The 14,258-nt window shown below is 62.7% G+C and carries 15 protein-coding genes; 14 read left to right on the forward strand and 1 reads right to left on the reverse strand.

Annotated features, from left to right (window positions below; all coding sequences use genetic code 11):
• Window positions 1-19 precede the first annotated feature (19 nt).
• A complete protein-coding gene (locus L1277_RS06780) occupies window positions 20-1,336 on the forward strand; it encodes a dihydrolipoamide acetyltransferase family protein (protein WP_253375604.1) in 1,317 nt (438 codons plus the stop codon).
• 18 nt (window positions 1,337-1,354) lie between these two features.
• Here the strand turns inward: L1277_RS06780 and L1277_RS06785 are convergent, their stop codons facing one another.
• Complete coding sequence (locus L1277_RS06785) at window positions 1,355-1,993, reverse strand: hypothetical protein (RefSeq protein WP_253375605.1); 639 nt, start codon at window positions 1,991-1,993, stop codon at window positions 1,355-1,357.
• Window positions 1,994-2,442: 449 nt separating this feature from the next.
• Between L1277_RS06785 and L1277_RS06790 the strand changes: the two genes are divergently transcribed.
• From L1277_RS06790 to L1277_RS06850, 13 genes are all read left to right on the forward strand, one after another.
• A complete protein-coding gene (locus tag L1277_RS06790) occupies window positions 2,443-3,789 on the forward strand; it encodes a glycine betaine/L-proline ABC transporter ATP-binding protein (RefSeq protein ID WP_253375606.1) in 1,347 nt (448 codons plus the stop codon).
• Complete coding sequence (locus L1277_RS06795; protein WP_253375916.1) at window positions 3,786-4,718, forward strand: proline/glycine betaine ABC transporter permease; 933 nt, start codon at window positions 3,786-3,788, stop codon at window positions 4,716-4,718. Before L1277_RS06790 ends, L1277_RS06795 begins: the two co-directional genes overlap by 4 nt.
• Window positions 4,719-4,785: 67 nt before the next feature.
• Window positions 4,786-5,676, forward strand: a complete 891-nt coding sequence (locus L1277_RS06800; RefSeq protein ID WP_253375607.1) for a glycine betaine ABC transporter substrate-binding protein — start codon at window positions 4,786-4,788, stop codon at window positions 5,674-5,676.
• Window positions 5,677-5,774: 98 nt separating this feature from the next.
• Entirely contained in the window at window positions 5,775-6,749 is a 975-nt protein-coding gene (locus tag L1277_RS06805) for a metal ABC transporter solute-binding protein, Zn/Mn family (protein ID WP_253375608.1), read from the forward strand.
• Entirely contained in the window at window positions 6,746-7,594 is an 849-nt protein-coding gene (locus L1277_RS06810) for a metal ABC transporter ATP-binding protein (protein ID WP_253375609.1), read from the forward strand. The genes L1277_RS06805 and L1277_RS06810 overlap by 4 nt, the downstream gene beginning before the upstream one ends.
• 26 nt (window positions 7,595-7,620) lie before the next feature.
• Complete coding sequence (locus L1277_RS06815; RefSeq protein ID WP_253375917.1) at window positions 7,621-8,451, forward strand: metal ABC transporter permease; 831 nt, start codon at window positions 7,621-7,623, stop codon at window positions 8,449-8,451.
• A gap of 43 nt (window positions 8,452-8,494) precedes the next feature.
• Window positions 8,495-8,893, forward strand: coding sequence for a Fur family transcriptional regulator (locus L1277_RS06820; RefSeq protein ID WP_253375610.1), 399 nt, complete (start codon window positions 8,495-8,497; stop codon window positions 8,891-8,893).
• A gap of 673 nt (window positions 8,894-9,566) precedes the next feature.
• Window positions 9,567-9,803: a 50S ribosomal protein L28 gene (gene rpmB / locus L1277_RS06825; protein ID WP_090711639.1), complete on the forward strand. Its 237-nt coding sequence runs from the start codon at window positions 9,567-9,569 to the stop codon at window positions 9,801-9,803.
• Window positions 9,803-9,970 (forward strand): 50S ribosomal protein L33, encoded by a 168-nt coding sequence (gene rpmG, locus L1277_RS06830; protein WP_108392274.1) that lies wholly within the window; start codon window positions 9,803-9,805, stop codon window positions 9,968-9,970. The genes rpmB and rpmG overlap by 1 nt, the downstream gene beginning before the upstream one ends.
• A gap of 3 nt (window positions 9,971-9,973) precedes the next feature.
• A complete protein-coding gene (rpsN, locus tag L1277_RS06835; RefSeq protein ID WP_253375611.1) occupies window positions 9,974-10,279 on the forward strand; it encodes a 30S ribosomal protein S14 in 306 nt (101 codons plus the stop codon).
• 208 nt (window positions 10,280-10,487) lie between these two features.
• Window positions 10,488-11,198: an HAD family phosphatase gene (locus tag L1277_RS06840; RefSeq protein ID WP_253375612.1), complete on the forward strand. Its 711-nt coding sequence runs from the start codon at window positions 10,488-10,490 to the stop codon at window positions 11,196-11,198.
• A 50-nt stretch (window positions 11,199-11,248) separates the two neighbouring features.
• Window positions 11,249-13,696, forward strand: coding sequence for a glycoside hydrolase family 65 protein (locus tag L1277_RS06845; RefSeq protein ID WP_253375613.1), 2,448 nt, complete (start codon window positions 11,249-11,251; stop codon window positions 13,694-13,696).
• Window positions 13,697-13,970: 274 nt separating this feature from the next.
• Window positions 13,971-14,258, forward strand: coding sequence for an HU family DNA-binding protein (locus tag L1277_RS06850; protein WP_108392266.1), 288 nt, complete (start codon window positions 13,971-13,973; stop codon window positions 14,256-14,258).

Here is a 14,258-nt window from a genome sequence, read left to right on the forward strand (position 1 = left end):
GTCGACCGAATGGAGAACCATGAGTGAGTTCCAGTTTTTGATGCCGGACGCCGGTGAAGGGCTCACCGAGGCCGAAGTGGTCTCGTGGAAGGTCGCCCCCGGCGACGTCGTCGAGCTCAATCAGGTGATCGTCGAAATTGAGACCGCCAAGTCGCTCGTCGAGCTGCCGTCCCCCTACGAAGGCACCGTCGGCTCGATCCTCGTCTCCGAGGGAACCACCGTTGATGTGGGCACCCCGATCATCACCATCAGTGCAGCGGATGTCGGAACGCAAGCGGCAGCGGAAGTCGCGCCGCCCACCGTCTCGAGCGAGCTGGCCGAAGCGGTCGCCGACACGAGAAGCACGGTCGACGAAGAAAAGCCAGGCGCGGTGCTCGTGGGATACGGCAACGCCGGACACGTGTCGTCACGCCGCCGCGCTCGGACGCGCGCCGTCCCGGCGGCCGCACGGCCGGCATCCGTTCCTCCTGCTCCAGGACCTGTAATCGCCAAGCCGCCGATCCGGAAGCTCGCGAAGGATCTCGGCGTCGACCTGTCGCTCGTCACCGGAACCGGTGTCGGGGGAGAAGTCACTCGCGATGATGTCGTGCGTGAAGCCGGGCAGGCCAGTGTATTCCGCAACATTGAGACGCCCGAGTGGGGCGACACTCGCGAGGAGCGGATTCCGGTTAAGGGCGTGCGCAAGCAAATCGCGAACGCCATGGTTGAGTCGGCGTTCAAGGCGCCGCACGTGTCCCTGTTCGTCGATGTCGATGCGACCCGCACCATGGAGTTCATCAAGCGGCTCAAGAACTCCACCGACTTTGCGGGCGTCAAAGTGTCACCGCTCCTGATCATGGCGAAGGCGATGATTTGGGCGGTTCGGCGCAACCCGACGGTGAATGCGACCTGGACCGACGAAGAGATCATCGTTCGGCACTACGTCAACCTCGGTGTCGCCGCGGCAACACCGCGCGGACTCATCGTGCCCAACGTCAAGGAAGCTCAGGCGATGACACTGCTTGAGCTGGCGCAGTCTTTGGAGCAGCTCACACTGACGGCGCGTGAGGGAAAGACGCCGCCGGCCGATCAGCAGAACGGCACCATCACGATCACGAACATCGGTGTGTTCGGGATGGACACCGGTACCCCGATCCTCAACCCCGGTGAGGTGGGAATCGTCGCGCTCGGAACCATCAAGCAGAAGCCGTGGGTTGTCGACGGCGAAGTTCGCCCACGCTTCGTGACAACACTCGGAGCGTCATTCGATCACCGGGTGGTTGACGGCGACGTCGCCTCGCGATTCCTGGCCGACGTTGCGTCGATCATCGAGGAGCCAGCGCTCCTGCTCGAGTAGTCGGTGGCGGCTTCGCTCTTAGAAGCCGCCGTCGAACCCGCCGCCGAAGTCGCCTCCACCGAAGTCGCCTCCACCACCAAAGCCACCGTCGAATCCGCCGCCGTCCTCGTACCCACCGGCGCTGTAGTCACCGCCGGTGTCGGAGCCGGAGTCGCCACCCTCGGAACCGTCACCACTCCCGTCGGCCTCGCTCGACGGGTCGGGCATGAAGGTGCTGACCAATGCGGACGCGATGAAGTAGCCCGCGACGGTGCCGAGCAGTGAGCTCCCGACCATGCTGCCGAAGCTTGGGCCAGCCATGGTCCGTTCCATAGTGCCCGGCTGGCGGAGCTCTGACCGGGTGGCGGACTGGGCTAACGAGTGCGGATCGTCCCCGCGCGGTGCATCACCGGGAGCAGCGTCGGCGCTCAACTGTGTGAACAGCAAGCGACGCTGCTCGGGTGTGAGCTTCTCGAACGCTTCCTCGTGGGCCTGCTCGATCGCTTCGGGCGGAGCGGTGCGCAGGAGGTACCGGTACCGCTCGACGGCGATCTCGTCTTCGCTGCGACCGCCCTGTGGAGAGCCGCCCGACCCGGTGCGGGGTTGGGGCCGGTACTGCGGCGACGGGCGCTGTTCGTTCTGCTGACCGGTTCCGAATAGCCTGTCGAAAAAGCCCATGGTGTGCTCCCTGCTTGTAACGATTGGGCCTCATCTTACGAGGAGATGCCGGGAGCCAACTGCGAGGTGATTGAGCGGGCTGCGCGGGCAAACATGAGGGTGTTTCACGGCATTTCCTCGGGCGGAGCCCAGCGAAAAGTCAGGTCCGTCTGGGGCTCTGTTAGGCTGATTCGCGGCCATGATGGCCTGAACGCTAGTCCGCGAACGAATGTGACACAGCAATGTCGCGCATTCGGACGTATGGTCTTGTGACGTTGGCGGCGGCCCCATGGCTGCGCCAGCACAGCTCCCGAATCGCAATAGACGCACGAGTCGTCACTGCTTGATGGGTGGAGCGCGTGCAATCGTCCCTGACCCGGTCGTAACTACGAAAATGCCGCGCGGGCATCCCGATTTCCACGGGAAACGTCACGAAAGTGCCGTTGCTCCTGCGCGCGCTCGGAGAAAACGTGACTAACACTGTTGCCGTTGAGGTAAACAATGTCTACAAGGTCTTTGGAAAGAGGCCACGAGATGTCGTCAAGCGGTTGAAGGCCGGCGCGACGCGAAACGAGCTTTCCTCTCAGGGAACAGCCGCTGTCATCGACGCCAGCTTTGAGGTGCGGAAGGGCGAAATCTTCGTTGTCATGGGCCTCAGCGGTTCAGGCAAATCGACGCTCATCCGGATGCTCAATGGACTACTCGAGCCCACATCCGGCTCGGTCGCCGTTTACGGGTCTCCCGTCAGCGGCATCCCCGCGAAGCAGCTCCGCGAGGTGCGTCGCTCCAAGATCTCCATGGTCTTCCAGCACTTCGCCCTGCTGCCGCACCGCACCGTACTCGACAACGCCGCATACGCGCTTGAGGTCCAGGGTGTGCCCGTGGCCGAACGTCGTGAGCGCGCCCAGAAGGTGGTCTCGCGTGTCGGGCTCGCCGGTTGGGAGAACAAGCTTCCTGGTGAGCTTTCCGGTGGAATGCAGCAGCGCGTGGGTCTTGCCCGTGCCCTCGCGGCCGACACCGACGTGCTCCTCATGGACGAAGCGTTCTCCGCGCTTGACCCGTTGATCCGGCGGGAGATGCAGGAGCAGTTGGTCGATCTGCAGCACGAACTCGGCAAGACCATCATCTTCATCACCCACGACCTCAATGAGGCCATGTTCCTCGGCGACCGCATCGCCGTGATGCGTGACGGTCGAGTGGTCCAGGTCGGCACGCCCGACGAGATCCTCACCGACCCGGCGAACGACTACGTCGCCCAGTTCGTGCAGGATGTTGATCGTGCGCGGGTCCTCACCGCGGCCAGTGTGATGGAACCGGCTCGATCCGTCGTCTCCGGATCGGCTGGGCCCCGTGCCGCGCTGCGTTCGATGCGCGACCTGCAGACCTCAGCTGCATTCGTGGTCGGCAATGGCCGCAAGCTCCTCGGCGTCGTCCACGACCGCGACCTGCTCAAACACGTCAAGGCGGGCAACCCCGACCTGATGGCGATCGTCCGCAACGACCCAGCGACCGTCGGGCCTGACCAGTACCTCGTCGACCTCTTCGAGCCAGCTGCCGAAAGCCAGTTGCCCGTCGCCGTTGTTGATGACAAGGGTCGCCTGCTCGGCGCCATTCCCCGCGTCACGCTCCTTGCGGCGCTCGCCAATGTTCCAACGACCACCGGTGAGAACCAGGTCATCGAGACCCCGGCAACCGTTGCCGTTGAAATCATCACCCAGACGCTTCGCGAAACCGCCGGACTGACCGACGAGACCGAGGCCCCGAAAGTCACTACCGCCGACGAAGGCTCGGCCGCTCGCGAAGGGAGCCTCGCATAATGGACTTCCGTCTCCCCGTCGGCCAGTGGGTCGAAGGTTTTGTCGAGATCCTCACCGACACGCTGCAGCCCGTCTTTGACGTGCTGCGTGCGATCTTCCTTGGGCTCTACGACGTCGTCAACCTCGTCCTGGTCTCGCCGCCGTTCTGGATCATCATCCTGGCGTTCGCGGTGCTCGGATTTTTCGCCAAAGGCTGGAAGCTCGCGGTCGGCATCGTCGTCGGCTTTGGACTGATCGTCGCGGTCGATCAATGGGATAACGCGATGGATTCCCTGTCGCTCGTCCTCGTGGCAAGCGTCATCGCGGTTCTCGTGAGTGTGCCGCTCGGCATCCTCGGCGCGAGCTCCGGCACCGCGTCTCGCATCCTGCGACCGATCCTCGACTTCCTGCAGACGATGCCGGCGTTCGTGTACCTTATCCCCGCGCTGATCCTGTTCCGCGTCGGCGTTGTTCCCGGCATCGTGGCAACCATCCTGTTCGCTCTCGCCCCCGGCGTCCGGCTCACTGAGCTCGGCATCCGTGGTGTGGACAAGGAAGTAGTTGAAGCCGGTCATGCCTTCGGATCGTCGCCGTTCCGCATCCTCCGCCAGATCCAGCTGCCGCTCGCGATGCCGAGCATCATGGCCGGTGTCAACCAGGTCATCATGCTGTCGCTTTCCATGGTGGTCATCGCCGGTATGGTCGGCGCGGGCGGTCTCGGTGGCGACGTAGTCGCAAGCCTCAACCGCATTGACATTGGCCTGGGTTTCGAAGCTGGCCTCTCCGTCGTGATTCTCGCCATTGTGCTTGACCGCCTGACCGCATCGCTCGGCACTCGCACAAAACGCATTTCGAAAACGGATGTTCCGGCGATCGCCGCCGACGCAGCATCCGTCTCGCAGAAAGACGAGCAGGCGACCGCTCGCGCTCCTCAGGGCGCACCGGCCTGACCCCTACTTCGGTCGGTCGCACCCGCGGTCGACCGTTGAGTCCAATCGACAGCAACGAGAGGAAAAAATGAAGAAACACAGCACAATCGCCATCGCGGCACTCGCAACAGCGAGTCTGATGGGCCTCGCCGGATGCGCAAGCTCCGGTACCGGTTCCGCCGACGGTGGAGAAAAGACCGACCTTAAGCTCGCCGTTTTCAACGGCTGGGATGAAGGAGTCGCAACCAGCTGGCTTTGGAAGACCATCCTTGAGGACGAGGGATACACCGTCGACCTCGAAATGGCCGACCCTGCACCGGTCTTCGAGGGCCTGAAGTCCGGCGACTACGACTTCACCACTGACGTCTGGCTGCCCGTCACTCACGAGGCATACCTCGACTCATACGGTGACGATATTGTCGAGCTCGGCGCCTGGAACGACGAGTCCAAGCTGACACTCGCCGTGAACGAAGACGCCCCGATCGACTCGATTGAAGAACTGGCAGACAACGCCGACCTCTTCAGCAACCGCATCGTCGGTATCGAACCGGGCGCCGGCCTCACCGCCGCCATGGAAAACGAGGTCATTCCGACCTACGGTCTCGACGACATGGAGTTCCTCACTTCGTCGACCGCCGCGATGCTCTCCGAGCTCAAGAGCGCGACCGACAAGGGTGAGAACGTCGTTGTCACCCTGTGGGAGCCGCACCGCGCCTACGCCCAGTTCCCGATCAAAAACCTCAAGGACCCCGAGGGTTCGTTCGGAGCGACGGAGAGCCTCTACAGCTACGGCAGCACCGACTTCGCCGAGAACTCGCCGAAGGCAGCGGGTTACCTTGAGAACTTCGAGATGGACAGCGAAACGCTCATGTCGCTCGTGAAGGCCATGTTCATTGACTACGACGGAGACGACTACGGTCCCGTTGTTGAGAAGTGGATCGAGGACAACCAGGAGTACGTCGACGGGCTGACCTCCTAAACCCCCTCGTACTACACAGAACCCGGCCGGAAAACTGGCCGGGTTCTGTCGTATCTGTCCGCGATCGGTCGAATTGATAACCGTTATCATTACGAGTAATGTCATTCCTCGTGAACACTCGACTCCGCGCCTCGCTTCTGGTTCTTCCGGCGACAGCTTTTCTTCTCAGCGGATGCTCCGCGCCAGCCAGCGAGCCCACCGAGAGCACCTCAGGCATCCGCGTGGTGTCCTCGACCAACGTCTACGGCAGCATCGCATCGATCATCGGCGGCGAACACGTTGATGTGACGAGCATCATCGACTCCGCCGCGCAGGACCCGCACAGCTACGAAGCCAGCGCGCAGGACCAGCTCGCCATCTCCAAAGCCGACGTTGTGATCGAGAACGGGGGAGGGTATGACCCGTTTCTCGACACCCTCCTTGACGCCGCGGGGAGCGACGATGTCGAGCTCGTGAACGTCGTGGACCTGTCTGGCCTCGCACCGGTGCAGGACGGTCCCGCCGAGGAGCACGCGCACACCGACGGGGATGGACACGAGCACATCGAGGGGTTCAACGAGCACGTCTGGTACGACCTGACCACTGCGGATACCCTCGCGAGCACACTGGCTCATACCTTCTCCCACCTCGACGAAGACAACGCAGCGAGCTACTCCGAGAACTACTCCGCATTCTCCGAAGGTCTCGCCAAACTTATGGCAAGCACCGAGCAGCTCAAGGCGAACGTCGATGGAACCGGTGTGGCATTGACGGAACCGGTCCCGCAGTACCTGCTCGAGGCATCCGGTCTTCGAAATCTCACCCCCGCCGATTTCAGTGAAGCGATCGAGGAAGGGGCCGACGTGTCGCCCGCCAGCATGCGGGACACTCTCGCCCTGTTCGCCACCGGTGAGGTCGCGCTGCTCGCTTACAATGAGCAGACGAGCAGCCCGGAAACCGAACGGGTTCGGGACGCTGCCGACGAGAATTCCGTTCCGGTCGTCTCCTTCGCGGAGACACTGCCGGACGGTGAGGATTATGTGAGCTGGATGACCAAGAACATCGCCGCGATCACGGACGCGCTCTCTTCGTGACAGCAGCAGTGGGCAGCACCCACCGCCACCCCACCGAACCGGTCCTCAGCCTCGCGAATGCTGCACTGGGCTTCGGTGACCGTGTGCTCTGGAACGACCTCACGATCGACGTCTGCGCCGGCGAGTTCCTCGCTGTGCTCGGTCCGAACGGGTCGGGCAAAACCAGCCTGCTCAAGACCATCCTGGGGCAGCAGCAGCTCGACTCCGGTACCGCGCGCTTCGACGGGCATGCGGTGCGACGGGGTGACCGGCGTATTGGTTACATTCCGCAACAGAAGCTGATCCCGGGCGGAACGCCGATGCGGGCGCGCGATCTCGTGGCCCTCGGAGTGAACGGGCATCGCTTCGGACTGCCGGTGTCGCGGGCGTCCGAGAAGCGACAGGTGGAGGAGCTCCTCGAATCGGTCGGTGCGACGGCATACGCCGACGAGCCGGTCGGCAACCTGTCCGGCGGCGAACAGCAACGACTGCGCGTTGGCCAGGCGCTCGCCGGCGACCCGCGTCTGCTGCTCTGCGACGAGCCGCTCCTGAGCCTCGACCTGCAACACCAGCGCGGCGTCTCTGAACTCATCGACCGGCGTCGCCGGGAGCACGGAACACCCGTGGTGTTCGTGACCCACGATGTGAACCCGGTGCTCGGCATGGTCGACCGGATTCTTTACCTGGCCGGTGGGCAGTTCCGGGAGGGAACCCCCGACGAGGTGCTGCGCAGCGAAGTGCTCACTGAGTTGTACGGAACACCCGTTGATGTCATCCGGACCGGAGGGCGCGTGGTTGTCGTCGGAATTCCCGACAGCGAAACGCATCACCACCATCACTCCGCTCACGGGGAGGCGAACCTGTGATCACGCTCGGCGAACTCTGGGCGCGCATGTTCAACTTCGAGAACTACGGCGAACTGCTCACGCTCGTTCACAACTCACTCATCGCCGGAGCCATCCTCGGCATCGTCGGCGGACTGATTGGCGTCTTCGTCATGCAGCGCGACATGGCGTTCGCTGTGCACGGCATCAGCGAGCTCTCCTTCGCAGGAGCAGCCGCGGCCCTGCTCTTCGGAGTCAACGTCGTCGCAGGCTCGCTGGCCGGTGCGTTGATCGCGGCGATCATGATCGGGCTGCTCGGGTCGCGCGCTCGAGACCGCAACTCGATCATCGGTGTGCTCATGCCCTTCGGACTGGGCCTCGGCATCCTCTTCCTCGCGCTGTATCCGGGAAGAAGCGGAAACAAGTTCGGCCTGCTCACCGGTCAGATCATTTCTGTCGACGACCCGCAGCTCGTCTGGCTTACCGGAATCAGCATCGTTGTACTCATCGGACTCCTCGTGATGTGGCGCCCGTTGAGCTTCGACAGCCTGGACGCCGACGTCGCAGCGGCTCGTGGCGTTCCCACCCGGTTCGTCTCGCTCGCGTTCATGGTTCTACTCGGCCTCATCGTCGCGGTCTCCGTGCAGATCATCGGCGCGCTGCTCGTGCTGGCCCTGCTGGTCACACCAGCCGCGGCAGCCTTGCGACTCTCAGCGTCTCCGCTGTGGGTGCCGGTACTGGCCATGGTGTTCGGATTCACATCGGCCGTTGGGGGGATCCTTCTTGCCCTCGGCGGTTCCCTGCCGATCAGTCCGTACATCACGACGATCTCGTTCAGCATCTACCTGATCGCACGACTGGTCGGCCTCCGCACGAAGACTCGGGCGGGGCTACGCTAGCCATGACAACGACAGCATCTGAGCCCGAAGGGCAGTGGTAGTGGTGGCCGTCAAGAGAAACACCTGGCAACGTGAAGCCGTCCGCGAAGCGTTGGACTCCCGTGACGGGTTCGTCAGTGCCCAAGGTCTGCACCAGGGACTTCGTGACGCCGGGTCACCGATTGGTCTGGCCACCGTGTACCGCGCGCTCGCTGACCTCGCCACCGTCGGTGAGGCGGATTCGCTGCAGTCGCCGGAGGGGGAGAGCCTCTACCGCGCCTGCGCGACCACTGGTCACCACCACCACCTCATCTGCCGCTCGTGCGGGCTGACTGTCGAAATCGAGGCAACCGAGGTCGAGCAGTGGGCCAAACGCACAGCGTCCGACCACGGGTTCACCGAAGCGCAGCACATTGTCGATATCTTCGGGCTGTGTCATCAGTGCGCGAGCGCGAAGGCCTGACGCAGCCGACCTAGCCGATCAAGACGGACGAGTCGGTCGAGCCGTCCGTACCTGTGTCCGAATCGGGCTCACCGCCGCGGCCGGGGAACCCGTCACCCGGGCGGGGCGGGCCGCCCGGTCCCATCCGGTTGTCTCCGAACCGGCCGTCCGAGATACCGGGCACCGGACTCGCGGCTATGCCAACCCAAAAGCCGCCCCCAAAAAGGATCGCTGCAACCACGACGGCTCCGGCAATGAGCAAAGCTATCCGCTTTCCTCGAGATCGTGGCGGCGCTGATACCGCTGGTGCAGATGGATACGTGAAGGCGGACTGCGGGTAAGCGGCTGCTGGTCGGTATGCGGGCGGGATGTCACTGGTGGGCGTTTGGTTGTCGCTCATGGATGTCTCCTGATCAGGGGCGTGTTCTCCCCGAGCATCGACATCGTCCTTATGAGCCGCCTTGGAGCAGGCTTCCGATTCCCGGCGAGTGGTGATTCCGCCGCAGGTTTCGCGGAACAATCTAGGGCATTCGCAGAACCGCCTCGCGTCCTGTACGATAGATCCTTGGCTGAACGGGCACCTCCCGTTCGGATCGCACAAACACTCCCCCTATTTCAGAATTCGGGTGGTTTGCGTGTGCCGACAAGAGATCTTGGGCAGGGCGAAAGTCCTGCGGTATTGAAGGAGAGAACCATGGCAGCAACCTGCCAGGTGACTGGAGCCGTTCCCGGCTTCGGACACAACATTTCGCACTCGCACCGACGCACCAAGCGTCGCTTCGACCCGAACGTGCAGAAGAAGACGTACTTCGTACCGTCGCTTCGCCGTAACGTTACGCTCACGCTGAGCGCCAAGGGCATCAAGGTTATCGATGCTCGCGGAATTGAGTCGGTCGTCAAGGACCTCCTGGCTCGTGGGGAGAAGATCTAATGGCAAAGACTCAGGACGTTCGTCCGATCATCAAGCTTCGTTCGACGGCAGGCACTGGTTACACCTACGTGACCAAGAAGAACCGTCGCAACAACCCTGACCGTCTCGTGCTGAAGAAGTACGACCCCGTAGTGCGCAAGCACGTTGAATTCCGAGAGGAGCGCTAAGCCATGGCTAAGAAGAGCATGATTGCGAAGAACAACCAGCGCAAAGTTATCGTCGAGCGCTACGCTGCAAAGCGCCTCGAGCTGAAGAAGGCCCTCGTGGACCCGAACGGCACCGACGAGTCGCGTGAAGCCGCTCGTATCGGTCTTCAGAAGCTTCCCCGCAACGCTTCGCCGGTTCGCCTCCGCAACCGCGACGCTGTTGACGGACGCCCCCGCGGCCACCTCACAAAGTTCGGCATCTCGCGTGTCCGCTTCCGTGACATGGCGCACAAGGGTGAACTGCCCGGCATCACCAAGTCGAGCTGGTAAGCACCAACGACATGACACAACGGGTGTCGACCTGAGGGTCGGCGCCCGTTGTTTCGTTAACCCGAAATTGGCCAATGTGCAAGAGAAGCGCACGAAAAAGGTCAATTGACGGGAGCTGTCGTAAAGTCGGGTCCAATGTCGGACTACGTCGGGAGCTACCCTGAACGCACACAACTCGGCTCTTCGGAGCCTCAATGACTTCCGCGCTGTGCTCTTTGACCTCGACGGGGTGCTGACGCCGACGGCAGACCTCCACCGCTATGCGTGGCAATCGATGTTCACCGAAGTCTTCGCTGAGAAAGGCGTCACCCGTCCCTACACCGACGATGACTACTTCGAGCATCTCGATGGCAAGCGCCGATACGACGGCGTCGCGAGCATGCTCGCCTCTCGCGGCATCGTTCTCCCGCTCGGTCTTCCGACCGACCCGCCTACCGCCGACACGATTTCCGGAATCGGCAACCGCAAGAACGTGTATTTCGAACGCGCGCTGACAGAGCTCGGCATGCACCCGTACCCCGGCTCCCGGCTTCTCGTCGACGAGCTCTTCGAGAAGCGGATGCCAATGGGCGTCGTATCCAGTTCCAATAACGCCCGGTGGGTACTCACCGCCGCAGGCCTCATCGATCTCTTCCCTATCATTGTCGACGGCGTTGTTGCTGCGCGGGAATCACTTGCCAGCAAACCGGCCCCAGACATGTTCCTTTTTGGAGCTGCACAACTGAACCTGCCAGCCGCTCAGGTCGTGGTGTTCGAAGACGCAATTTCGGGCGTTGCCGCGGCGCGAGCTGGCAATTTCGGCCTCGTCGTTGGCGTTGATCGCGGTGCCGGTCACGATGCACTGCGTGATGCCGGTGCTGACGTGGTCATCGACGACCTCGCTGACTATGCCTCCGCGACCTCCGAGCGCCGCCACTAACCCACCACAACTCACCCGACCCCGCCCATCTCCGAGAGAGCAGCCTGCCCATGAACCGTGACCGCTTTCCCGTTGATCCGTGGCGACTCATCGAGACGGAATACGATGCCGAGACCCTCGGGCTTACCGAATCGCTCTTCGCGGTGGGCAACGGCTACCTCGGCATGCGGGGAAACGCAGTCGAGGGGCGAACGGCCCACGAGCACGGCACCTACATCAACGGACTCCACGAGACGTGGAAGATCCATCACGCCGAAGCGGCATACGGGTTCGCCGAAGTGGGCCAGATCATGGTCAATGCGCCCGACAGTAAGGTTATGCGTCTCTACGTCGACGATGAGCCGCTTGCGCTCGACGAAGCAGACCTGCTGAGTTATGAACGCACCCTCGACTTCCGTGACGGAGTGTTGCGTCGAGACCTGCTCTGGCTAACCCCGTCCGGCAAGCGGGTACAGGTCAGCGCAACGCGGATGGTCTCCTTTCCTGAGCGGCACCTCGCCGTGTTGACCCTCGAAGTGACGCTGCTGGACGCTGACGCACCGCTCACCATCTCGTGCCAGATGCTCAACCGTCAGGATGGCGAAGACGAGTATGACGGCGTCGACTCCGGTGGCGACTCGAACGACCCTCGCAGCGGAAACACCGTCTCTGAGCGGGTATTCGAGCCGCAGGAGTATGGCCAGGATGGCGACCGAAGCCTGTTGAGCTACCGGGTCGCGAACTCGGAGATGACTCTCGCCCTCGCGGCCGACCATTTCATCGACACCCACAACGATTATTCTGTCGACCGGTATATCGACGGCGATATCGCCAAGAACGTCTACGCCGTCGACGCGCGCAAGGGCGACCCGGTCAAGATCACCAAGGTCGTCACCTACCACAGCTCGCGGAGTACTCCCACGCGTGAACTGATCGACCGGTGCCGTCGAACGCTCAACCGAATTCAATCGGCGGGGGTATCGGCGCAATACTCCCGACAGAAGGAATGGCTGGCCGAGTTTTGGGAACGCTCGGACGTCCAGATCCCCGGATACGACGACGTGCAGCAGGCCGTGCGGTGGAATCTTTTCCACTTGGCACAGGCAGCCGCGCGTGCAGACGGGCTCGGTGTCCCGGCCAAAGGTGTGACCGGGAACGGGTACAGCGGACACTACTTCTGGGACACCGAGATCTACGTGGTCCCGTTCTTGTCCTATACGAGTCCACTGTGGGCGCGAAACGCTCTGCGCATTCGCGAGCGGATGCTGCCGGCAGCTCGTGACCGTGCACGCAAGCTCAACGAAGCTGGCGCCTTGTTCCCGTGGCGCACGATTAACGGTGAGGAGGCGTCCGCCTACTACGCCGCAGGGACCGCGCAGTACCACATCAACGCAGACGTGACCTATGCCCTCGCGAAGTACATCGACGCGACCGCCGATGTCGACTTCCTCAGCTTCGGCGCCATCGACATCGCTGTTGAGACAGCGCGAATGTGGACCACCCTCGGGTTCTGGCGCTCGAACGGTGATGATCGCTTCGAGATTCACGGGGTCACCGGTCCGGACGAGTACACGACGGTCGTCAACAACAACCTGTACACAAACGTGATGGCGCGCTTCAATCTTCGATACGCCATCGAAGCCCTGAAAACGCTCGAGCGCGAGCGGCCGGACGCCTACGGCCGCGCGGTGCAACGCCTGGCTCTCGACGAGGCTGAAATCGTCGAATGGGAGCGCGTGGCGGCGGCGATGACCATTCCCTACTCGGAGTCGCTGCAGATTCATCCGCAGGACTCGCAATTCCTTCAGCGCGAAGTGTGGGACCTTGAGGCGACCCCTGAGGACCGCAAGCCGCTCATGCTGCACTTCCACCCGCTCGTGATCTACCGGTTCCAGGTGCTCAAGCAAGCCGACGTGGTTCTTGCGCTGTTCCTTCAGGGCGATCAGTTCACCCCGGAGGAGAAGCTCGCCGACTTCGATTACTACGATCCGCTGACGACCAGTGACTCGAGTCTGTCCAAGATCGTTCAATCCATCATCGCTGCCGAAGTGGGCTATCAGGACCTTGCCCTCGACTACTTCCTCGACACCGCATTTGTGGATTTGGAGGATCGTCACGGCAACACCTCCGACGGAGTCCATGTTGCGGCCGCAGGCGGAGTGTGGAATTCTCTCGTCTCCGGCTTCGGCGGTATGCGCGACTACAGCGGCAGGCTCACCTTCGATCCCCGCCTTCCACGGCAGTGGCCGGAGCTTCGGTATCGCCTGACCTGGCGCGCCACCCGAATGCTGGTATCCCTCACGACCGACTCGATGCACGTTTCGGTGCTCGAAGGGGACACACCGGTCGAGTTCACGGTGCGCGGCCAGTTATTCGAGGTTTCACTCGGCAATGATGTGACGGTACCGCTCGGCGATCAGGGCCCGACGCGCGGCGACGCGCCCGTCCAAAAGCGACGCAATCGGCGTGACGACGGCAGCATCATGGTGCCCGCTGCGGCGCAGTTCGCCGACAGCTAGTTCACCGTCGTGCGGTTCGCGGTACCTCCGGCGAGTTCTCGCGGAATTCCGCGGGTTTTCGCTGACAGCGTCAATTTGGTCGATTTTGGTGGTGTCAGAGTGACGGATGCTGTGACACGCCGCAGAAAAATGACGCACACGTCCCGGATTTCCGCGAAAACATGCGGAACTCTGATACATTCGAGGCGGTCAGACAGACCGGCCGCGGGTGATTATCTGCTCGCGGACAGTTATAAACAGGCTGTAGAAAGCAAAGTCCGAGGAGGACAACTCAATGGCTGATAAGTCGCTTAACAAGACCGAGCTCGTTGCAAAGATCGCAGCTGAGACGAACCAGAGCCAGGCCACCGTTGGCGGCGTCCTCGACTCGCTGTTCGGCGTTCTCGCTGACTCCGTCAGCAACGACGTCAAGGTCACCATCCCGGGCTGGCTCGCCGTCGAGCGCACCGCTCGTGCCGCACGCACGGGCCGCAACCCGCAGACCGGTGCTGAGATCCAGATTCCTGCTGGCCACTCGGTCAAGGTTTCCGCTGGTTCGAAGCTGAAAGCTGCTGCAAAGTAG

It is taken from the genome of Okibacterium sp. HSC-33S16, from assembly GCF_024171565.1.
Classification (GTDB): domain Bacteria; phylum Actinomycetota; class Actinomycetes; order Actinomycetales; family Microbacteriaceae; genus Mycetocola_A.

Excerpts from the sequence above, each read along its gene's own strand:
- L1277_RS06780 (WP_253375604.1), top strand. The coding sequence starts at position 20 with ATGAGTGAGTTCCAGTTTTTGATGCCGGACGCCGGTGAAGGGCTCACC.
- L1277_RS06785 (WP_253375605.1), bottom strand. The coding sequence starts at position 1,993 with ATGGGCTTTTTCGACAGGCTATTCGGAACCGGTCAGCAGAACGAACAG.
- L1277_RS06800 (WP_253375607.1), top strand. The coding sequence starts at position 4,786 with ATGAAGAAACACAGCACAATCGCCATCGCGGCACTCGCAACAGCGAGT.
- L1277_RS06805 (WP_253375608.1), top strand. The coding sequence starts at position 5,775 with ATGTCATTCCTCGTGAACACTCGACTCCGCGCCTCGCTTCTGGTTCTT.
- L1277_RS06815 (WP_253375917.1), top strand. The coding sequence starts at position 7,621 with ATGTTCAACTTCGAGAACTACGGCGAACTGCTCACGCTCGTTCACAAC.
- rpmB (WP_090711639.1), top strand. The coding sequence starts at position 9,567 with ATGGCAGCAACCTGCCAGGTGACTGGAGCCGTTCCCGGCTTCGGACAC.
- rpmG (WP_108392274.1), top strand. The coding sequence starts at position 9,803 with ATGGCAAAGACTCAGGACGTTCGTCCGATCATCAAGCTTCGTTCGACG.
- rpsN (WP_253375611.1), top strand. The coding sequence starts at position 9,974 with ATGGCTAAGAAGAGCATGATTGCGAAGAACAACCAGCGCAAAGTTATC.
- L1277_RS06845 (WP_253375613.1), top strand. The coding sequence starts at position 11,249 with ATGAACCGTGACCGCTTTCCCGTTGATCCGTGGCGACTCATCGAGACG.
- L1277_RS06850 (WP_108392266.1), top strand. The coding sequence starts at position 13,971 with ATGGCTGATAAGTCGCTTAACAAGACCGAGCTCGTTGCAAAGATCGCA.